Raw genomic sequence first — 19,929 nt, forward strand, 5'->3', positions numbered from 1 at the left:
GGCTCGTCGATTGACGAGAGCCGTCAATCGACGACACCGCAGGTCACGGGGTCACGCATGATGGCACCATGGCCAATGTCATCGACATCACCGGACTGCCTCTGGAGCGCGTGGTCTTCGCGCCCTCTCCGCTGGCGGAGCTGGGCGCGGCGCTGCACGCGCTGTCTGAGCCGGGGCACCACCCCGGGTTGCACGGCTGGGTCACCGCGACCAACGCCGGCCTGAAGACCGACCTGGCCGACCGGCTGTGCGAGGCGGACTTCCTGTGGCGGTCGGCCCGCTCGGACATCCTGCTGCCCGCCCGCCCCGGCGCGACGCTCGCCGAGGAACTGGACGAGCTGGACAAGATCGACGACGAGCGGTTCGTGGCCGCCGCCTTCGAGATCAGTTGCTCGCCGCGGTACACCCGCCGCACGCCGTCGCCGCTGGTCGACGCGGAGGAGCGGGCCCGCGTACGGGAGATGGCGGCGGCCCGCGGCCCGCGGCAGGCGGCGTTCACGGACCGGATGCTGACCGACCCCGACGGCCTGCGGGTGTGGCTGCGCCGCCTGTTCGAGAACTGCGAGGACGCGTTCTTCGGCGACATCTGGCGGCGGGTGAGCATCCAACTGGCCGCCGACGCCCGGCACAAGACCGAGCTGTTGCGCCGCAAGGGCCTGGCCGAGACGCTGTCCGCGACCTCGCGGGCGCTGACCTTGGAGGAGGCCCAGGACGGCAGCGCCCGGATCCTGGTCGACAAGCTGGCCAGCGGCCGCACCACGGCGTTCTCCGACCCCGCCGACCCCGGCGTCACCTTCCTCCCGACGTCGTTCGGCTGGCCGCACCTGCTGTTCAGCCATGCGCCCGGCTGGCGCCCGGTGCTTCAGTACCCGGTCGCCAGCCCGGAGTTGCCGGCCCCGACCACGCTGGAACTCGTCCAGCAACGGCTGGAGGCGCTCGGCCACCCCATGCGCATGCAGTTGTGCCGCACCCTGTCGCGCGGACCGCACACCACGGGCGAGCTGGCGACCACGTTCGGCATCACGGCACCGGAAGTGTCGCGGCACATCGCGGTGTTGAAGAAGGCGGGGCTGCTCCAGACCCGGCGCCGCGGACGTTATGTGCTGCACCAGTTGGACCTCCAGGTGGTGGCCCGGCTGGGGAGCGACTTCCTTGAGGGCGTGCTGCGCTGAGCAGAGGGGGGAGGGAAGGGAGGCGTTGGCCTCCCGCCCCTCTTCCCGCCCGCCGGCGGTCAGTTCGCCTGGAGGAACTTCTTCGCCAGGGCGTCGCCCCGGCTCACCGCGTCGGCGTGGCTCTCGATCGGCGACGCCTGGGAGTTCTTGAACAGCACATAGGTGACGCCGGAATCCGCGCCGCCGGTCTCCGGGTTGGGGTCGATGCCCAGCGCCTTGGCGGCCGCGTAGGACGCCTCACCAATGATCTTGTCGGGCCCGGTGTCCCCGACCACGGCGTACTCGACCTGGTTGTTGTAGATGACGGCCACCACTCCGCCGCCCTTGATCCCGGCGGACTCGTAGTTCCAGATCTTGCTGGTGCTCGGCACCACGACGTACGGCAGCTTCGCGGCGCTCAGCGGCTTGTCGTCGGACTGGTGGAACCTGGTGTCGTCCTGGAACCAGGGGTCGGTGTCGGCGTTGCACTGCGAGGTGATCTGCCCGTCGCAGTCGATGTCCATGTCGGCCTTCCAGAAGACGGCGCCGTTCTTGCCGCAGACCGGGACGGTGGCCGGGGTCCCCTCGTCGGTGCTGTATTTGCCGTTGGATATCTGCTTGCAGTCCTTGAGTTTGGCGAGCAGTTGGGACGCGGAGACCGAGCCCTCCTGAAGGGCGGCGTGCGGCGCGGCGGCCCGGTGGGCGGCTGGCTGAGCGGTGGCGGGAAGGGCCGCGGCGGCGAGGAGGGCGGCGCCGGAAGCGGTGGCGAGGGCAAGCGTTCTTCTGCGCACGGGGAACCCTTCTGTTAGGAAAGTTTCCTTACGGCGCGTCAATCTGCTCTTGTTTACGTGCCCCCGTCAAGGTGCGTATCGGCCAGCGCTCCGCTACGCCCCCGCGCCCCCGGCCCGCACCAGCCCCGTCTCGTACGCGAGCACCACCGCCTGGACCCGGTCCCGCAGGCTCAACTTCGTCAGGATCCGGCCCACATGCGTCTTCACCGTGGCCTCGGACAGCACCAGCCGCGCCGCGATCTCGCCGTTCGACAGGCCCTGCGCAACGAGCAGCAGCACCTCCCGCTCGCGATCGGTCAGCCGCTTCAACTCGGGCCGCGCCGGCTCGCCGGAGGTGGCGGGCAGCATGGGCGTGAAACGGTCCAGGAGGCGGCGCGTGGTGGACGGCGCGACGACCGCGTCACCGCTGTGCACCGCGCGGATCGCGGCGAGGAGCTCGTTCGGCGGCACGTCCTTGAGCATGAAGCCGCTGGCGCCGGCCTTCAGCGCGGAGAAGGCGTACTCGTCCAGGTCGAAGGTGGTCAGGATGAGGACCTTCGGGGCCCCCTCCGGCTGCCCGCCGCCGCAGATCCGGCGGGTGGCCTCGACCCCGTCGAGAGTGGGCATCCGGACGTCCATCAGGATCACGTCGACCTGCGTGGAGCGCAGCACTTCGAGGGCCTGCGCCCCGTCGCCCGCCTCGGCGACGACCTCCATGTCGGGCTGCGCGGCGAGCACCATCCGGAAACCGGTGCGCAACAGCGCCTGGTCGTCGACGAGCATCACGTTGATGGTCACGGCAGGGAGATCCCTTCGCGGGTCGGGAGAGGCGGGTGGGACGGACGAGGCCGGCGGGGTGGCAGCGGGAACGGACGCAGGGACGCCATGGCAGACCCCACCGCACGGAATCTAGCCGCACCGCCGCCCGACGGGGAAAGTGGCCCGAGCCGCGCCCCGGACGACGGGCGGCCACGGGCCCGGCCCCGCCGGCTCGTGGCCAGTTGGGACCACCGACCGGGAAACCGGACCCTCCCCCCGGGCGGCCCGGCCCGCTCCCCGAGCAACCGAGCCGAGCTCCCGCTCCCGGACCACACCCGCGAGCCCCTGCCGCTCACCGCTCGGCCTTGAGCGGGAGTACCGCGTTCACCTTGAAGCCGCCGCCCGGCCGCGGGCCGGCGTCGAGGATGCCGCCGACCATGCCGACCCGCTCGCGCATGCCGATCAGCCCGTGGCCGAGCCCGTCCGCACCGCCCGCCTCGTAGAGCTCGTGCCGCGCGCCCCGGCCGTCGTCCTCGATGAGCAGGTCGAGGTCGTCGTTCCCGTAGGTGAGGCGGACGGTGGCGCTGACGTCGGGACCGCCGTGCTTGCGGGTGTTGGTCAGCGCCTCCTGGACGATGCGGTAGGCGGTCAGCTCGACGCTGCTCGGCAGCGGGCGCGGCTCGCCGACCACCCGGAAGTCGACCGGCAGCCCGGCGCCCCGTACCTGGTCTATGAGGTCGGCGAGCTGCTCGACGCCGGGCTGGGGCACGTACTCCCCGCCCTCGGCCTGTTCGCCGGTGCGCAGCACGCCCAGCAGCCGCCGCATCTCGGCGAGCGCCTGCCGGCCCGTGCCGGAGATCGTCTCCAGCGCCTGCCGGGCCTGATCGGGCGTGGCATCGAGGACGTAGGCGGCGCCGTCGGCCTGGACGACCATCACCGAGACGTTGTGCGCGACGACGTCGTGCAGCTCCCGGGCGATCCGGGCGCGCTCGGCCGCGACCGCGATCCGCGCCTGGGCCTCGCGCTCCTTCTCCAGGCGGGTGGCCTTCTCCTCCAGTTGCGCCCAGTAGGCCCGGCGGGTGCGCACCGAGTCGCCGAGCACCCAGGCCAGCACGAACGGGACGGTGAGCAGCACCATGAAGAACAGCGCCACCCACACCGGTATGTGGGCGGGGCTCTCCCGAAAGCGGAGTTGGGACAAGGCGGGGCCGATCAGGGCGGCGCCCAGTGCGAAGCGTGAGGCCCAACGGCGCGCGTTGGTCTCGGAGGCGACGGTGTAGATGATCACCAACATCGCGAAGTCGGCGACGTTGGGCGAGACGCTCAAGATCAATTGACCGACGCCGAGGGCGCCGGTCAGCAGCAGCATCTTGACCGGGTACTTCCGGCGCAGGGCGATGACCAGGCACAGGCCGATGCTGAAGAGCAGGGCGAGGGCCTTGCCCTTGATGCCGGACTGGGAAATGACCCACAACCCGCTGAACCCGAAGAGGAGGAAAGCCCAGAAGCTGTCCACTCCCGTCGGGTGCCTGCGGAAGAAGTCATAGAGGCGCTGCACGTAACCCAGCGTAGGCAGCGTCGACCGCCTCCGGAGTCAACCGGAGGAGCGATCCTCTTCCCTGGGGTCTACTCCCCTAGGTGGAGGCCGGATGCGCCAATTGTGTCGCCGCTGAGGTCGATGCATGAGCGCACAATGGGCACCGGCCCGTGCCATCCCCCGAGAATCGGCCACGACCAGTGGTTTCGCCCCGGCTCGACCTCACGCCGAGGGTCTACCGTCCCACCACGGGTCGACGCCCGACGCCGCGACGCCGACCCCGTACCGTGCCCCCGTACGGTGGTCCGCGTGACGAGAGACGGACGCGCGGACGCGGCGCACGAGCAGCGGAACGCACAGCAGAACGCCGCGCGGAACGCGAAGCGGAACGCCGCGCACAGCGACGCGCAGGGCGCCCGGCGAAGCGACGGGCGGAGCGACGGACGGCCTGCCGAGCCGAGCGCCGGGCCAGGCACCGCCCACGCCCCCCACCCCGCCGAAGACCACCGCCCCACCGCCCCCCTCACTCCCACCCCCACCTGGCGCACCTGGCGAGCCGCCGCGGAGCAGGCGCTCTACGGTCCCGGCGGCTTCTACACCCGGCCCGAAGGCCCCGGCCCCGCCGGCCACTTCCGCACCTCCGTCCACGTCTCCCCGCAGTACGCCAGCGCCGTCGCCACTCTCCTCCGCCGCGTCGACGCCGCGCTCGGGCACCCGGACGAGCTGGCCCTGATCGATGTCGGCGCGGGCCGCGGTGAGTTGCTGTGCGGCGTGCTGGCCGCGCTGCCCGGGGAGGTGGCCGCTCGGCTCCGCCCGTACGCCGTCGAGCGCGCCGCGCGCCCCCAGGGACTGGACCCCCGCATCACCTGGTGCGCCGAACTGCCCGCACCGGGCTCGCTCACCGGGCTGCTCTTCGCCAACGAGTGGCTGGACAACGTCCCGTTGGACGTCGTCGAGACGGACGCCGACGGGGTACCGCGCCGGATTCTGGTGCGGGCCGACGGCACGGAACGGCTGGGCGCGCCGGTCGACGGGCCGGACGCGGAGTGGCTCGCCCGTTGGTGGCCCCGATCCGCGCCGGGCGCCCCCGAGCCCGTTCCCGGACTGCGCGCCGAGATCGGCCGCCCCCGGGACACCGCCTGGGCGCGCGCCGTCGACACCCTCGGCGCCGGGCTCGCGGTCGCCGTCGACTACGCCCACCGGCGCGCCGACCGGCCGCCGTTCGGCACCCTCACCGGCTTCCGCGAGGGCCGCGAGGTGCCCCCCGTCCCGGACGGCAGTTGCGACCTGACCGCGCACGTCGCGCTGGACGCCTGCGCCGGCCCCGACGCCGAGCAACTGACCCAGCGCGCCGCGCTGCACGCGCTCGGCGTGACCGGCCGCCGCCCCCCGCTGTCCCTGGCCACCACCGACCCGGCCGGCTACGTACGGGCGCTCGGCGCGGCCGGGGACGCCGCGGAGCTGACCGACCCGGCCGGCCTGGGCGGCTTCGGCTGGCTGCTGCAACCGGTCGGCGGCGCCGCCTGCGCCGGCCTGCTCACCACCGACACCACGGACCCACCCCCCGCCCCGGCCTGACCGGACACCTCAGTCGGGACGGCGCCGCGCGCACGCCCCGACGCCGCGGCCCACCCCTTGGGCCGCCCCGGTCCACACCACGGACCGGCCCGTTCCGCCCCGTCCCGCCCTGCGAGACTGTCCCCATGACGGAGACGACGGTCGGCATCGGCGGCGCGGCGGAGAGCACCGACATGGTGCTGAACATCGGCCCGCAGCACCCCTCCACGCACGGCGTGCTGCGGCTGCGCCTCGTCCTGGACGGCGAGCGCATCCGGCACGCCGAGCCGGTGATCGGCTACATGCACCGCGGCGCCGAGAAGCTCTTCGAGGCCCGCGACTACCGCCAGATCATCATGCTCGCCAACCGCCACGACTGGCTGTCGGCGTTCTCCAACGAGTTGGGCGTGGTGCTCGGCGTCGAGCGGATGCTCGGCATGGAGGTCCCCGAGCGCGCGGTGTGGACCCGCACGCTGCTCGCCGAGCTGAACCGCGTCCTGAACCACCTGATGTTCCTCGGCTCGTACCCGCTGGAGCTGGGCGGCATCACCCCCGTCTTCTACGCCTTCCGGGAGCGCGAGGAGCTCCAGACCGTCATGGAGGAGATCTCCGGCGGCCGGATGCACTACATGTTCAACCGGGTCGGCGGCCTCAAGGAGGACCTGCCGGCCGGCTGGCTCGACCGGGCCCGCCAGGCGGTCGCCGACGTCCGCTCCCGTATGGGCGTCTTCGACGACCTGGTCCTGGGGAACGAGATCTTCCGCGGCCGCACCCGTGGGGTCGGCGTGCTGTCCCCCGAGGCGGTGCACGCCTACGGCGTCTCCGGGCCGATCGCCCGCGCGTCCGGCGTCGACTTCGACCTGCGGCGCGACGAGCCGTACCTCGCGTACGGCGACCTACAGGACACGCTCAAGGTCGTCACCAGGCAGGAGGGCGACTGCCTGGCCCGCTTCGAGTGCCTCTTGGAACAGACCCACCACGCGCTCGCCCTCGCCGACGCCTGCCTGGACCGCATCGCGGAGCTGCCGCCCGGCCCGATCAACCAGCGGCTGCCGAAGGTCCTCAAGGCCCCCGAGGGCACGACGTACGCCTGGACCGAGAACCCGCTCGGCATCAACGGCTACTACCTGGTCTCCAAGGGCGAGAAGACGCCCTACCGCCTCAAGCTGCGCTCCGCGTCGTACAACAACATCCAGGCGCTGACGGAGCTGTTGCCGGGGACGCTGGTGGCCGACATGGTCGCCATCCTGGGGTCGATGTTCTTCGTGGTCGGGGACATCGACAAGTAGGCGGGGACGTCGACGAGTTGGTGAAGTGAGCCGGCGGGCGGGGCCGTCCGCCCGCAGCGCAACGGCGGGGTCTGGCGTCCACAGGTTGTGGACACCAGACCCCGCCGCCTTGTGACGCTCCCCGCCGGTTCTCCCGTCAGTCCGCCCCTTCAGGAAAGAGCGGTGCGGAGTTCGGCGAGGTCGAGCTGCTCGGTCTCGTCGTGCGCGGTCAGGTCGATGACCGCGCCGGCGCCGTGCGTGGTCTCCCCGTCGGCGGCCGCGGCACCGTCACCGGCGTCCGCCGCGTCGGCGTCCGTACGCTCCGCCTCGCCGGCGCCCTTGCCCGCGCCCTCGACCGCCGCGTCGGCCACCCGCGGACGCGGCGAACGCCCCTCCGCGGGGACCTCCGTGAGGGCCTCCACGCGGGCCTCCGCGCGGGCCTCCGCGCGCGCCGACTGTTCGGCGACCGCCTCGTCGCCGACGACGTCCGCGAGATCCTCCTCCAACGGGGCGGCCAGTTCGCGGCGGGGGACCGCGGCGTTGCCGAAGAAGTCGAATCCGCCCAGGGTTCGGGGCACGGCGGGGCGGGTTGGGGCAATCGCGGCGGCGGCCGGCACCGGGCGGAGCGCTGGCCCGCCCATCCCCTGTGTGGCAGCCGCCCCGGACTTCCCCTGGTCGTCGGCCTCAGTCTTCTCCTGAGGGGCGGCGCCCGCGTGTTCCTGGGCGCCGCTGCCGTTCTTGCCGGCGCTGCGGTCCGCGCCGCCGTTCTCGGCGGCCGCGCGCTGCCGGGCGGCATTGCGGGCCAGCTCGCACAGCGCCCGGTCCGCCTGCGCGAACGTGGTGGCCGAACCGGCCGGCGCCGCGCCGCTCTTACCCCGGCCGGCCGCCGCGGGGCGGTCGCCGTCGGCCGCCGACTCGCGCTGGACCGGGACGAGTTCGCCGCCGCCCGACGGCGCTCCGGCCTCGATGGCGAGCAGCCGGCGGCCCTCCAGGGCACTGGCCCGCTCGGTCTCGGCGGTGGCGTAGCGGCGCAGCAGAGCGGCGTGCTCGCTGCGCAGCCGGGCGAGTTCGGCGCGCTTGGCGCGGAGCTTGGTGTCCAGGGCGGCGCGGATCTCCCGCGCCTCCTCGACGTCCGTCTCCAGCTCCGCGATCCGCTCCTCGGTGCGCCACTCGTCGCGCGCCCGGGCCCGGGTCAGCTCGGCGACCCGCTTGCCGGCCTTGCGGTCCCAGACGCGCAGCAGGACGGCGCCGGTGACCGCGGCGGCCGCGGCACCGGCGGCGAGCACCCGTTGCACGAGGTCGTCGCCGACGAACCAGGCGCCCGCGGCACAGGCAATTGACGCACCGGCGACCGTCGAAGGAGGAAGCAGCCGGTGGAGGGGTGGGGAATGGCGGTGGCGTCCTCGTGGCATGGCCAGAAACTTACCGTGCGTGCGAGATCTATGGGGCCCCGCATACGCATCCGTTTCAGGCTGGTTACTTCTTGACCAGCCCCTTGGACTCCAGATACGCCTGTGCCACATCGGCGGGCTTCAACCGTTCGGCATCGACCTTGCGGTTCAAGTTGATCAAGTCCTCGGTGGTGAGCACCTTCGTGATCTTGTTGAGGGCGGTCTCGATCTCCTTGTCGCCGGCCTTCTTGGCATTCAGCACCGGCAGCACATTGTCGGCGTTCTGGAGCTTCTTGTCGTCGCCGAGAAGCACCAGACCGAAGTTGTCGAGAGTGGCGTCCGTGGTCGTGGTGAGCACCAGTTGGTCGGTGCCGTCCTTGACCGCCTGCTTGGCCTGCGGGGTGCCCACGCCCTTGGGGTCGATGCTGGCGACGGAGATGCCGTAGGTCTGCTCCAGACCGGGCTTGCAGAACACCCGTGTCTCGCACTCCTCGCCCGCCGCAATTTTGATCTTCTGCTGCGAACGCCCCAGGTCCGAGAGGGTCTTCAGCTTGTGCTGGGCGGCGAATTCCTTGGTGACCGCGAAAGCGTTCTGGTCCGTGGCCGCGCCCGCCGGCAGCACCGTCAGCCCGCGCGGTTCGGCCAGCTTCTTCAGCGCCGTCACCGTCTTGTCGATGTCGCTGGACGCCACCGGCTTCGCCTTGGTGCCGTTCTTCTTCGCGTTGAGGAATTCCGCGAGCGTGGAGGCGTATTCCGGAACGACATCGATCTGGCCCTTCTCCAGGGCCGGTTCATACAGCTCGCGATTGGTCAGCGTCTGGACCCGCGGGTGGTAACCGGCATCGGCGAGCACCCGCGCATACATCTCGGCCAGCACCTTCGACTCGGTGAAGCCCGCCGAGCCGATGACGACCTCGCCCTTCCCGCCGCCCTTGCCGCCCTTCTCCTCCAGGCTCTGTCCCCCGCACGCGGCCAGCCCGGCCGCCAGCGCCACCACCGTCCCGGCGGCGAACGCGGTGCGTATCGTGCGCGCCGTGCGTATCGTGCGTGCTGTGCTGCTCATGGAAATCCACTCCGTCCGTTCGGATCAGGTCGGTTGAGAGGTCTCGGGGCGGGGTCGAACCGGTGCCGGGCCCTTCTTGCCCGGCCCGCGCCGCCGCCCCCGCATCGGATCGAAGGCCCGGTCCAGCAGCACCAGTACCCCCTCGACCGCCAAGGCCAACAGCGCGACCAACACCGCCCCGGCGACCACCTGCGCGGTGTCGTAGTTGCCGAAGCCGGCGGTGATGATCCGTCCCAGGCCCCCACCGCCGGCCAGCGCGGCCAGCGTCGTGGTGGACACCACCTGGACCGCGGCCGAGCGCAGGCCCGTCATGATCAGCGGGTAGGCGAGGGGTATCTCCACCCGCCGCAGCAACTGCGGCCCGGACATCCCCATCCCCCGGGCGGCCTCGACCACATCGCGGTCCGCCTCCCGTATGCCCAGGTAGACATTGGTCAACAGCGGCGGCACCGCGAACAGCACCAGCGCGATGACCGTCGGCCAGTCGCCGTGCTTCCCCAACGGGCTGAGCGTCAGCAGCACCAGGACCGCGAACGTCGGTACCGCGCGCCCCACGTTGGAGACGTTGATCGCCAACGCCCCGCCCTTGCCGAGGTGGCCCAGCCACAGCGCCACCGGCAGCGCTATCAGACAGGACAGCAGCAGGCAGAGCCCGCTCAGCCAGAGGTGCTCACCGAGACGGTGCCACACCCCCCTCTCCCCGGCCCAGTTGGCCGCCGTGGCCAGCCACTGCCAGGCCCCCGTGATCGCGTCCACGCTCACCCCACCGCCTTCGCCACGGCCGCCGAGCGCCGCACCCGGCGGCCCCCGGACCGCGCCCGCGTCCACGGCGTCAACAGCCGCTGTAGGCCCAGCAGAAGCAGATCCGCCACCAGCGCCAGCAGCACGCACAGCACCGACGCGGTCAGCACCTCCGCCTTGAAGAAGCCCTCCATGCCGCTGGCTATCAGATTGCCCAGCCCGCCGTATCCGACCACCGAGCCGATCGTCGTCATCGCCACCGTGGAGACCGTGGCGATCCGCACGCCGGCCACCAACGCCGGTACCGCGAGCGGGAGTTCCACCTCGAACAGCAGCCGGGCCGGCCCGTACCCCATCCCGCGGGCGGCCTCCCGCACCTCGGTGGGCACCGCGTCCAGACCCGCGAGGATGTTCCGCACCAGGATCGTCAGCGAATACAGCACCAGGCCCGTGACGACCACCGAGGGCGAGACCCCGAAGACCGGCGTCAGCAGGGCGAACATCGCCAGCGAGGGCACCGTGTAGAGCACCGTCGTCAGCCCCAGGACGGGGCCGGCCACGCTCCGCCGGCGCCGGGCCAACAGCGCCAGCGGAAAGGCGATCAGCACACCCAGGAGCACCGACACCACCGTGATGCCGATGTGCTGGAGCGTGGCGTCGATCAACTCCTGGCTCCGGGTGTGGAGATACTCCCCACAGATCCAGTCGTTGCGCTCCAGGCAGCCGCGGCCGCCCCCCTGCGCCATGGTCTGGACGCCGGTCAACTGCGCGCTCGTCAGCAGCTCCGCCGCGCGCACCGGTGCCTCCACCGCCGTCACCTCCCCCGCTCGCCGATACCGTGGTGACTGTCTGCGACCCTAACCCCCACCACTGACAATCGTTCGACCCGGCATCCACTCGCAACACCGCGTTCACGGCACCCGTGCAGGACGCGTACACAATGGGGGCCGTCCACACAGGGGGATTCCATGATCCGCTTCGAGCACGTCACCAAGCGCTACGCCGACGGCACCACGGCCGTCGACGACCTCTCCTTCGAGGTCGCCAAGGGCGAACTCATCACCCTCGTCGGCCCGTCGGGCTGCGGCAAGACGACGACGATGAAGATGGTGAACCGGCTCATCGAGCCCACCGGCGGCCGCATCCTCCTCGACGGCGAGGACATCGCCGACGCCGACCCGGTCGAACTCCGCCGCCACATCGGCTACGTCATCCAGCAGGTCGGCCTCTTCCCCCACAAGACCATCCTGGACAACACCGCCACCGTCCCGCACCTACTCGGCCGCCCGCGCAAGCAGGCCCGGGCCCGCGCCGCCGAACTCCTCGACCTGGTCGGCCTGGACCCGTCCGTCTACGGCGACCGCTACCCCGACCAGCTCTCCGGCGGCCAGCGCCAACGCGTCGGCGTGGCCCGCGCGCTCGCCGCCGACCCGCCGGTGCTGCTGATGGACGAGCCCTTCGGCGCGGTCGACCCGGTCGTCCGCGAGCACCTCCAAAACGAGTTCCTGCGGCTCCAGTCCACGCTCCACAAGACGGTGCTCTTCGTCACCCACGACATCGAGGAGGCGGTCCGGCTCGGCGACCGCATCGCCGTCTACGGCCACGGCCGGATCGAGCAACTCGACACCCCCGCAACGGTCTTGGGCGCCCCGGCCACCCCGTACACCGCGGAGTTCGTCGGCGCCGACCGCGGCCTGAAGCGGCTCGCGGTCACCCCCGTCGACTCCGCCGACCTCGAAGAGCCGCCCGTGGTCCGGCTGGACGACCCGGCCGCCCGGGCCACCGAGGCCCTCGCCGCCGCCGACGCCCCCTGGGCCGTCGTCCTGGACGCCGACGGCGCGCCGTACGGCTGGGTGGCGGCCGACGCGCTCGGGGACCCCGGCGGCCCCGCCGCCGACGCCCCGCGCACCGTCCGCGACCTGGCCCGCCCGATGCCCGCCACCGTCTCGCTCGGCGACCCGCTCCGGCAGGCGCTCAGCACGCTGCTCCAGCACGACGCCGGCTGGCTCGCGGTCCTCGACGGCGACCGCTACCGGGGCGTCCTCACGCCCGCCGCGCTGCACGGCGCGCTGCGCCGGGCGACCACCGCCGACGCGACCAACCTGCCCCGCGACGAGGTCGCCCTGGACACCGTCCCGAGCGTCTGAAGGGATCCACCAGGCCCGGCCGGACCGCTCCGGCCGGGCGCCGTCACGCCCGCGTCGCCCCGGGCCCGTCTTCCCCGTCGTCGCCCTCGGGCAGCTTGCAGACCCGCTCCAGGAAGATCGCCGCGGCGACCACGGCCGCACCGGCCAGCACCGAGAACCCGGCGTACACCGCCTGCGCGCGGCGCGCCCCGTCCACCCCCGACGTCAGCAGGAACACCCCGACGCCGCCGTAGAGCCCGGCGACCAGCGCCGCCACCAGGGCGCTCGCCTGCCCGAAGACCACCGCACGGGCGGCCACCAGCGGATCGACGCCCTTGGCCTCGGCGAGCCGCTCGCGCTGCGCCCTCAACCGGGACCGCAGGGAGAGGGCGGTGGCGCCCAGCACCGCGGCGATCAGCGCCAGCACGATCGGCGCCGCCACCGGCACGCTGGGGAGGGTGCCGATCGAGTCCCACAACCGGGCGCCCGCCCAGGCCAGGATCCCGGCCACCACGAACAGCCCGACCAGGACCTTGACCCGTAGCTGCTTCACCGAGCGATCGCCCCTCGCACCGTCCCGGTCACCCCTGCCGCGATGACCGCATCTGCTCTTTCGACCGCACCGTGTGGTGCGGTCGCCGTGTGTTCGTCCGGTCCGCCCGCGCACCCGTGGCCGCGCGGCCGACGACGTCCACGCGCCAGTACATCAGCGCGCGCGGCGTCCACCGCGCATCGTCGCCGTGCACGACCGGCCCGCAACCCTAACGACTACTCGGGCAGCCGCAGTTCCAGGTCCGTCCGGAGAGTCACGCCCTCGGTGCCGACCTCGGTCAACAAGGAGGCCACCTCACCCCGTCCCGGAACCTCCGCCTCCGGGTCCACGTCGTGCCACGGCACCAGGACGAACGCCCGCTCATGGGCGCGCGGGTGCGGCAGCGTCAGCCGCGGGTCGTCGGAGACCACGTTCTGGTAGGTGAGGATGTCGACGTCGATGGTGCGCGGGCCCCAGCGCTCGTCCCGCACCCGCTCGAACGCCTCCTCGATGGCGTGCCCGCGCTCCAGCAGGGACTCCGGCGGCAGCGTCGTCTTGATCAGCACCACGGCGTTGAAGTACGAGGGCTGGGAGCCCGGTTCGACGCCCCACGGCTCGGTCTCGTACACCGGGGAGACCGCCTTGACGCGGACGCCCGGGGTGTCCTCCAGCGCGTCGATGGCGCCCTGGAGCGTCTCCAGGCGGTTGCCGAGATTGCTGCCCAGCGAGATCACCGCGCGCTTGGGGTTGGAGAGCGTGATGTCCGCCGCGTCCACCTGCTCCACCACGGAGACGGGCACCGGCTGGACGGTCGGGTCGTTGACGGGGTTGGCGTAGGAGGTGCGGGGGGCGGGGGCCGGCTGCTGGGTGGTTTTCATACTCGGCTCCGGGTGATGGTGATGGTCACGTCATCGAAGGGGACGGTGATCGGTGCGTCCGGCTTGTGGACCACCACTTCCACCTCCTGCACCCCCTCGTGCTTCAGGCACTGGTCGGCGATCCGCTCCGCCAGGGTCTCGATGAGGTCGACGGGCTCGCCTTCGACGACGGCCACCACCTCCTCGGCGACGATGCCGTAGTGGACGGTCTTCGCCAGATCGTCGGAAGCCGCCGCCGGGCGGGTGTCCAGGCCGAGGACCAGGTCGACGATGAAGGTCTGGCCTTCCTCGCGTTCCCGGGGGAACACCCCGTGGTGTCCTCGGGCCTTCAGCCCACGCAGCGCGACACGATCCACGCGAATCACTCCCACTGGTCCGGCGGCGCCTCGGGGCGCCACTGTTCGTCGGATTCGGGCAGGCGCCTGACGTCGGCCGGCGACACTGCCCCACTCGAATCTACCTGCGAGCACCGACAGCGCTCGCCCATGGGGGCTATGGACAAGGCCCCGTTCTGCTGCTAGGCCGTGTCGCGCGGGCAGCCTCGCAGAGCGCGGGAGATCGTCCGCGCGGCCTCTTACCCCCGCACGCCTCACCCACCCCTACCCAGGCCGCACTTGGCTCGAACGGGTGCGCCCCGCTCGGAAGGCTGACACCGGGCGCGCCGGCCCGCGCCCCCTGCTCCCCGGGCGGCTTGTGAAGCCACTCACACGTCCGCGGACTGGGATGCGGGGGAACCCGCACCGGGACACCGACCGGGCCGCACACCGGGGTTCACGCCCGGCCGGCCGGCCCGTCCTCCTCGTCCTCGTCGGCGTCGTCGCCCTCGTCGTCCTCGCGGTCCGCGAGGACCGGCGAGCCGTGGTGCGACCAGACCCGCCAGCCGTCCTCGGTCCGCTTGAAGACATTGGTCGCCACGACCAACTGGCCGATCAACGGCCCCACGGAGCCGTCGTCCTCGGCCGGTCCCCCGCTGAGGATGTTCTCCGTGCACGTCACCAGCGCCGTGTCGCCGATGACGTCGATCTCCACGTCGGTGAGGAAGAACTGGATGTACTCGGTGTTGGCCATGATCAACGCGTACGAGCGGAGCACCTCCCCCCGCCCGCGCAGCACCGGCCACCCCGGGTGGACCACGCTCACCTGACCGTCCAACCACAGCTCGGACAGCGCCTCGTGGTCGCCGCGCTCGATGGTCTCGTACAGCGCCGTGTTCGCCTGCTCGACCAGCTCGATGTCCGTCCGCGGGCCCAAGCCGCTCACGTCGTCCCCGTCGTCTTCGCGCTCGCACCGCTCGCCCGCGCCGCGCTCTCCACGGCGCGGGCCACCCGCACCGCGTCCGCGCTCGCCCTGACCTCATGCACCCGCACCGCCCAGGCCCCCTCTCGCGCCACGATCGCCGATACCGCCGCCGTCGCCGCGTCCCGCTCCCGGGCCGGCGGTGGGGCAGCGCCCTCGCCGCCTGCCAGCACCCTGCCCAGGAACCGTTTCCTCGAAGCCGCCACGAGCAGCGGCCGGCCAAGCGCCCGCAACCGGGACAGGTGGGCGACCAGCTCCAGATCGTGCCCGGCGTCCTTGGCGAAGCCCAGCCCCGGGTCGATCACGATCCGCTCCGGATCCACCCCGCCGGCCACCGCCCGCTCCATGCTCAGCCGCAGCTCGTCGACCACCTCGCCGACGACGTCCGCGTAGACCGCCCGGTTGTTCATGTCGATGGACTGGCCGCGCCAGTGCATCACCACGAACGGGACGTGGTACTCGGCGACCACCGACACCATCGCCGGGTCGGCCAGGCCCCCGCTCACGTCGTTGACCAGCCGCGCCCCGGCCTCCACGGCCTGCTCGGCCACCGCGGCGCGCATGGTGTCGACGGACACCGCGACCCCCGCCGAGGCCAGCTCCCGGACCACCGGGACGACCCGGCGCAGCTCCTCGGCCTCGTCGACCCGGGCCGCGCCGGGGCGGGTGGACTCGCCGCCGACGTCCACCATGTCGGCGCCCTGGGCCACCAGGTCCAGACCGTGTTTGACGGCGAGTTCGGGGTCGAACCACTCGCCGCCGTCGGAGAACGAATCGGGCGTCACGTTCACGACGCCCATCACCGCGCAGCGGTCCCAGTCCGGCAGTCCGGCCACCCGGCCGCGCAAGGTACTCATGGCACCAGCGTAGGCCGTGCACCGGCCGCTCGAATCGCCCCGTCGGCGGCGCACGACGCCCGCCGACGGGCCGTCCGCAGCCGCCCCGGAAAGCACCCGGTCCACCCGTCGGACAGCCCCCAGTACTCGCAGTACTAGGCCACCTTCTCCAGCGCCCCGGCCGCCAGCACCGACTCCTCCAGGTGCTCGCACGGCCGCGGCGGCGCCGCCCGCCGGCGCCGCAGCACCCGCGGCAGCTCCAGATACCCCTCGGCCTGCAGCGTCGCCAGCCCGATCCGCGGGATGTCCCGGCTGTTGCGGAAGACCACGAACCGCGGCTCCCAGCGTGGCCGGAACTTGTCGTTGAACTTGTAGAGCGACTCGATCTGGTACCAGCGCGACAGGAAGATCAACGTCCCCCGCCAGCCCCGCAGCACCGGCCCCGCGCCCAGCTTCTCGCCGCGCTCCAGGGACGAGCGGAACACCGCGAAGTTCAGCGACACCTGCTTGATCGCCAGCTCCGGCGCCGCCTGCAGCGCCGCGACGATCAGCAGCTCGTTCATCCCCGGGTCGGCGCCCCGGTCCCGCCGCATCAGCTCCAACGAGATCCCGTCGCGCCCCCAGGGGACGAAGTGCTGCATCGCCTTGAGGTCCCCGAACGGCCCGGGCTCCTCGCCCTCGGCCGGCGCCTGGTGCGCGGTGGCGATCACCGCGTCGCCGTCGGCCACCGCGTCGATCCGGCCCAGCGCCATGGAGAAGCCGCGCTCGGTGTCGGTGTCCCGCCAGGCGTCCGCCGCCTTCTGGATCCGCGCCAGCTCCTCCGGCTCCAGGTCGCGCACCCGCCGGACCCGGGTGCTGTAGCCGTTGCGCTCGATCCGCTTGACCATCTGCCGCACGTTGCGCATCGCCCGCCCGGTCAGCGTGAAGTCGGCGACGTCCACGATCGCCTCGTCGCCCAGCTCCAGCGCGTCCATCCCGGTCTCCCGGGTCCAGACCTGGCCGCCGGTCTCGCTGCACCCGGTCACCGCCGGGGTCCACGAGTGCGCCCGCGCCTCCTCCATGAAGCGCTCGATGGCGCCCGGCCACGCCTCGACGTCCCCTATCGGGTCGCCGCTGGCCAGCATCACCCCGGAGACCACCCGGTAGCAGACCGCGGCCTTGCCGGACGGCGAGAACACCGCGCCCTTGTCCCGACGCAGCGCGAAGTAGCCCAGTGAGTCCCGGCTGCCGTGCTTGTCCAACAACTCCCGCAGCCGCTGCTCGTCCTCGTCCGTCAGCCGGGCCGCGGGGTGCTCCGGGCGGAAGGCGAGGTACGCGGTGGTGGCCACGGTCAGCAGGCCCAGCGCCCCGAGCGAGTAGCCCACGGTGTAGTCCACGCCGTGCGTGTAGGCCACCGGCCCCTCGAAGCCGAAGAGCCCCCACAACACGTGCTCCGCGCGCGCCCCGAACGACGGCGAGCCGACGGTCTTGTGCGGATGGGAGCTGACGATCACCATCCCGATCCCGAAGCTGACCCCGCCCAGGACGACGAGGTTGGCCACCGCCTTCCAGCGGCTGCGCGGATCGGGCAGCGCCGCGAACTCCCGCCGGTACCGCAACAGGCACCCCAGCAGCGCCAACGACAACACGGCCCCGAAGATCGAGTGCCGGTAGACGAGTTGGGCGGCGATCCCCACCGGCAGCAGCGCCACCGCCGCGACCCAGGCCCGCCGCTTGCGCCGCTTGAGGCCGTGGGCCAGGAGCAGCAGCAGGATGCCGACGATGAGCGAGGCGGACGCCGCCAGCGGGCTGACCGCCCCCGGCAGCACCTCGGCCACCGCGTGCACCCGGCTGTGCCGGAAGCGCGGAAAGATCCCGGAGATCAGATTCAGCAGGCCGACGACGACTCCTGCCGTGCCCACCAGCCCCGGGACCGCCGTCGGCCGCGGGCCGCGGAGCCAGCGTGGCGCAGACCACGCAACCATCCCCGACTTTTCCCCATCTAGCCTGTCAGACATCACTTTCCCGTCGCCCCGGTCGAGAGAACGTGCGAGCCTTAGTCGCAGCATCTGGACTTTTGCGCCCTGTATGACGGCGTCTCAGGGCTCGGGGTTCCACTTGCGGTCCGGATGGCCCGGCCGCCCGGAAGAAAGCACCACATGGGTCTCACCAGCAAGAAAGTGCTGCTTCTTACCGTGCTCGTCGCGGTGGCACTGTTCGTCCTCACCATCTGGCTCTGGCCGCGCCTGTCGAAGGGCAACTGGCGCGCGGTCCTCGGCCGGATCGGACTGCTCTTCGCCACCCAGGTATCGCTCTTCGCCGCCATCGGTCTGTTCGCCAACAACACCTTCGGCTTCTACGCCTCCTGGGCCGACCTCTTCGGTCAGGAGCAGCAGCCGGGTGTGGTCACGACGTACAAGTCCGGCCCGAACGGCACCAACCTCAAGATGCTGGGCACCGAGCGCCTGAGCATCCAGGGCGCCTCGGTCCCGACGACGGCCGGCCGACTGGACAAGGTCCTGATCCGCGGCGCGAAGTCCGACATCGCCAGCCCGGCGTACGTCTACCTGCCGCCGCAGTACTTCCAGAAGAAGTACGCGCACAAGAAGTTCCCCGCGGCAGTGGTGCTCACCGGCTACCCGGGCACCGCCGAGGCGCTCTTCAAGAAGCTGCACTACCCGCAGACGCAGTTCCGCCTGCTGGAGGAGGGCCGCATCCAGCCGACCGTCCTGGTGATGATGCGCCCGACGGTCGCGCCGCCCCGCGACACCGAGTGCGTGGACATACCCCGCGGCCCGCAGACCGAGACGTTCTTCGCCCATGACCTGCGCCACGACATCAGCGGCCAGTACCGCGTGGGCCGGGACGCCGAGAGCTGGGGGATCATGGGCGACTCCACCGGCGGCTACTGCGCCCTGAAGCTGACCATGCGCAACCCGGAGTCGTACTCCACCGCCGTCTCGCTCTCCGGCGACTACAAGGCGCCGATCGACGCCACCACCGGCGACCTCTTCGGCGGCAGCGCCCAGCTCAAGCGCGAGAACGACCTGCTGTGGCGGCAGAAGCACCTGCCCGCCCCCAAGGTGAACCTGCTGGTCACCAGCAGCCGGCACGGCGAGGGCAACTACAAGAACACCCTGAAGTTCATCGAGGGGACCAAGTCGCCGTCCACCGTCGCGTCGATCATCCTCGACAGCGGTGGCCACAACTTCAACACCTGGAGCCGGGAGATCCCGGCCGCGATGGAGTGGATGGGCGGCCACCTCCGGGCCTGACCCGCCCCGCACCTCTCGGGAGAGCGGCCCGGGGCCCCGGCAGATGTTGCCGGGGCCCCGGGCCGCTCTCCTCGTTCAGGAGCCCGGGCGCACCACGGTGCCCCGAGCCGGCGCGCGCCTTGGCTAGCGCGCCAGTATCAGGCTCATCGCCTCGGCCCGCGTCGCGGGGTCGCGGAGCTGCCCGCGCACCGCGGAGGTCGTCGTCTTCGCCCCCGGCTTGCGCACCCCGCGCATCGTCATGCACATGTGCTCGCACTCGACGACCACGATGACCCCGCGCGGCTCCAGGATCTGCATCAGCGAGTCCGCGATCTGGGTGGTCATCCGCTCCTGGACCTGCGGGCGCCGGGCGAACACGTCGACCAGCCGGGCCAGCTTGGACAGCCCGGTGATCTTCCCGTCGGTGGACGGGATGTAGCCGACGTGGGCCACGCCGACGAACGGCACCAGGTGGTGCTCGCAGTTCGAGACCACCTCGATGTCCTTGACCAGCACCATCTCGTCGTGGCCGAGGTCGAAGGTGGTGGTCAGCACGTCCTCGGGCTTCTGCCACAGGCCGGCGAAGAGCTCCTTGTACGCCCGTGCCACCCGCGCCGGCGTCTCCAACAGCCCCTCGCGGTCGGGGTCCTCACCCACCGCGATGAGCAGCTCGCGCACGGCGTTCTCGGCACGCTTCTCGTCAAACGTGCCGATCACGCCCTCGACGTCCAGCGTCACAGGGTCCGTCATTGGTGCCTCGTTCCTTCCGGGCCCGCTCGGAAACGCGGAAA

General features: G+C 72.1%; 19 protein-coding genes. 5 read left to right on the forward strand and 14 right to left on the reverse strand.

What is annotated here, in order from left to right:
* Positions 1-68 precede the first annotated feature (68 nt).
* A complete protein-coding gene (locus tag PV796_RS17415) occupies positions 69-1,172 on the forward strand; it encodes a DUF5937 family protein (protein WP_274914196.1) in 1,104 nt (367 codons plus the stop codon).
* 59 nt (positions 1,173-1,231) lie between these two features.
* Here PV796_RS17415 and PV796_RS17420 read toward each other — a convergent pair whose 3' ends face one another.
* From PV796_RS17420 to PV796_RS17430, 3 genes are all read right to left on the reverse strand, one after another.
* Positions 1,232-1,942 carry a glycoside hydrolase family 75 protein gene (locus tag PV796_RS17420; RefSeq protein WP_274914197.1) on the reverse strand — a complete coding sequence of 237 codons (711 nt, stop codon included), beginning with the start codon at positions 1,940-1,942 and terminating at the stop codon, positions 1,232-1,234.
* 93 nt (positions 1,943-2,035) lie between these two features.
* Positions 2,036-2,719 carry a response regulator gene (locus PV796_RS17425; protein WP_274914199.1) on the reverse strand — a complete coding sequence of 228 codons (684 nt, stop codon included), beginning with the start codon at positions 2,717-2,719 and terminating at the stop codon, positions 2,036-2,038.
* A 313-nt stretch (positions 2,720-3,032) separates the two neighbouring features.
* Positions 3,033-4,238, reverse strand: coding sequence for a sensor histidine kinase (locus PV796_RS17430; RefSeq protein ID WP_274914200.1), 1,206 nt, complete (start codon positions 4,236-4,238; stop codon positions 3,033-3,035).
* A 288-nt stretch (positions 4,239-4,526) separates the two neighbouring features.
* On the opposite strand from PV796_RS17430, the gene PV796_RS17435 reads away from it, so the two are divergent.
* Positions 4,527-5,795 (forward strand): SAM-dependent methyltransferase, encoded by a 1,269-nt coding sequence (locus tag PV796_RS17435; protein ID WP_274914201.1) that lies wholly within the window; start codon positions 4,527-4,529, stop codon positions 5,793-5,795.
* Between the two features lie 125 nt (positions 5,796-5,920).
* Positions 5,921-7,063 carry an NADH-quinone oxidoreductase subunit D gene (locus PV796_RS17440; protein WP_274914202.1) on the forward strand — a complete coding sequence of 381 codons (1,143 nt, stop codon included), beginning with the start codon at positions 5,921-5,923 and terminating at the stop codon, positions 7,061-7,063.
* 149 nt (positions 7,064-7,212) lie between these two features.
* Here the strand turns inward: PV796_RS17440 and PV796_RS17445 are convergent, their stop codons facing one another.
* From PV796_RS17445 to PV796_RS17460, 4 genes are all read right to left on the reverse strand, one after another.
* The gene (locus PV796_RS17445) at positions 7,213-8,454 is read right to left on the reverse strand and encodes a hypothetical protein (RefSeq protein ID WP_274914204.1); all 1,242 of its coding nucleotides are present in this window, start codon (positions 8,452-8,454) and stop codon (positions 7,213-7,215) included.
* Between the two features lie 64 nt (positions 8,455-8,518).
* Complete coding sequence (locus tag PV796_RS17450) at positions 8,519-9,496, reverse strand: ABC transporter substrate-binding protein (RefSeq protein WP_274914206.1); 978 nt, start codon at positions 9,494-9,496, stop codon at positions 8,519-8,521.
* A 24-nt stretch (positions 9,497-9,520) separates the two neighbouring features.
* Complete coding sequence (locus PV796_RS17455; protein WP_274919083.1) at positions 9,521-10,252, reverse strand: ABC transporter permease; 732 nt, start codon at positions 10,250-10,252, stop codon at positions 9,521-9,523.
* Between the two features lie 2 nt (positions 10,253-10,254).
* Positions 10,255-10,983, reverse strand: coding sequence for an ABC transporter permease (locus PV796_RS17460; RefSeq protein ID WP_274919084.1), 729 nt, complete (start codon positions 10,981-10,983; stop codon positions 10,255-10,257).
* 222 nt (positions 10,984-11,205) lie between these two features.
* Between PV796_RS17460 and PV796_RS17465 the strand changes: the two genes are divergently transcribed.
* Positions 11,206-12,384 (forward strand): ABC transporter ATP-binding protein, encoded by a 1,179-nt coding sequence (locus PV796_RS17465; protein WP_274914207.1) that lies wholly within the window; start codon positions 11,206-11,208, stop codon positions 12,382-12,384.
* 43 nt (positions 12,385-12,427) lie between these two features.
* On the opposite strand, the gene PV796_RS17470 is transcribed toward PV796_RS17465, so the two are convergent.
* From PV796_RS17470 to PV796_RS17495, 6 genes are all read right to left on the reverse strand, one after another.
* The gene (locus PV796_RS17470; protein WP_274914209.1) at positions 12,428-12,916 is read right to left on the reverse strand and encodes a DUF3180 domain-containing protein; all 489 of its coding nucleotides are present in this window, start codon (positions 12,914-12,916) and stop codon (positions 12,428-12,430) included.
* A gap of 215 nt (positions 12,917-13,131) precedes the next feature.
* Positions 13,132-13,773 carry a 2-amino-4-hydroxy-6-hydroxymethyldihydropteridine diphosphokinase gene (gene folK / locus PV796_RS17475; protein ID WP_274914211.1) on the reverse strand — a complete coding sequence of 214 codons (642 nt, stop codon included), beginning with the start codon at positions 13,771-13,773 and terminating at the stop codon, positions 13,132-13,134.
* Positions 13,770-14,129, reverse strand: coding sequence for a dihydroneopterin aldolase (folB, locus tag PV796_RS17480; RefSeq protein ID WP_016574864.1), 360 nt, complete (start codon positions 14,127-14,129; stop codon positions 13,770-13,772). The genes folK and folB overlap by 4 nt, the downstream gene beginning before the upstream one ends.
* Positions 14,130-14,544: 415 nt before the next feature.
* A complete protein-coding gene (locus tag PV796_RS17485; protein ID WP_274919085.1) occupies positions 14,545-15,024 on the reverse strand; it encodes a nuclear transport factor 2 family protein in 480 nt (159 codons plus the stop codon).
* A gap of 5 nt (positions 15,025-15,029) precedes the next feature.
* Positions 15,030-15,926: a dihydropteroate synthase gene (folP, locus tag PV796_RS17490; RefSeq protein WP_274914214.1), complete on the reverse strand. Its 897-nt coding sequence runs from the start codon at positions 15,924-15,926 to the stop codon at positions 15,030-15,032.
* A gap of 134 nt (positions 15,927-16,060) precedes the next feature.
* Positions 16,061-17,902, reverse strand: coding sequence for a phosphatidylglycerol lysyltransferase domain-containing protein (locus PV796_RS17495; RefSeq protein ID WP_376565406.1), 1,842 nt, complete (start codon positions 17,900-17,902; stop codon positions 16,061-16,063).
* A 141-nt stretch (positions 17,903-18,043) separates the two neighbouring features.
* Between PV796_RS17495 and PV796_RS17500 the strand changes: the two genes are divergently transcribed.
* Positions 18,044-19,159 (forward strand): alpha/beta hydrolase, encoded by a 1,116-nt coding sequence (locus tag PV796_RS17500; RefSeq protein WP_274914216.1) that lies wholly within the window; start codon positions 18,044-18,046, stop codon positions 19,157-19,159.
* A 123-nt stretch (positions 19,160-19,282) separates the two neighbouring features.
* Here the strand turns inward: PV796_RS17500 and folE are convergent, their stop codons facing one another.
* Complete coding sequence (folE, locus tag PV796_RS17505) at positions 19,283-19,888, reverse strand: GTP cyclohydrolase I FolE (protein ID WP_274914217.1); 606 nt, start codon at positions 19,886-19,888, stop codon at positions 19,283-19,285.
* Positions 19,889-19,929 lie beyond the last annotated feature (41 nt).

It is taken from the genome of Streptomyces sp. WZ-12 (genome assembly GCF_028898845.1).
Classification (GTDB): Bacteria; Actinomycetota; Actinomycetes; order Streptomycetales; family Streptomycetaceae; genus Streptomyces.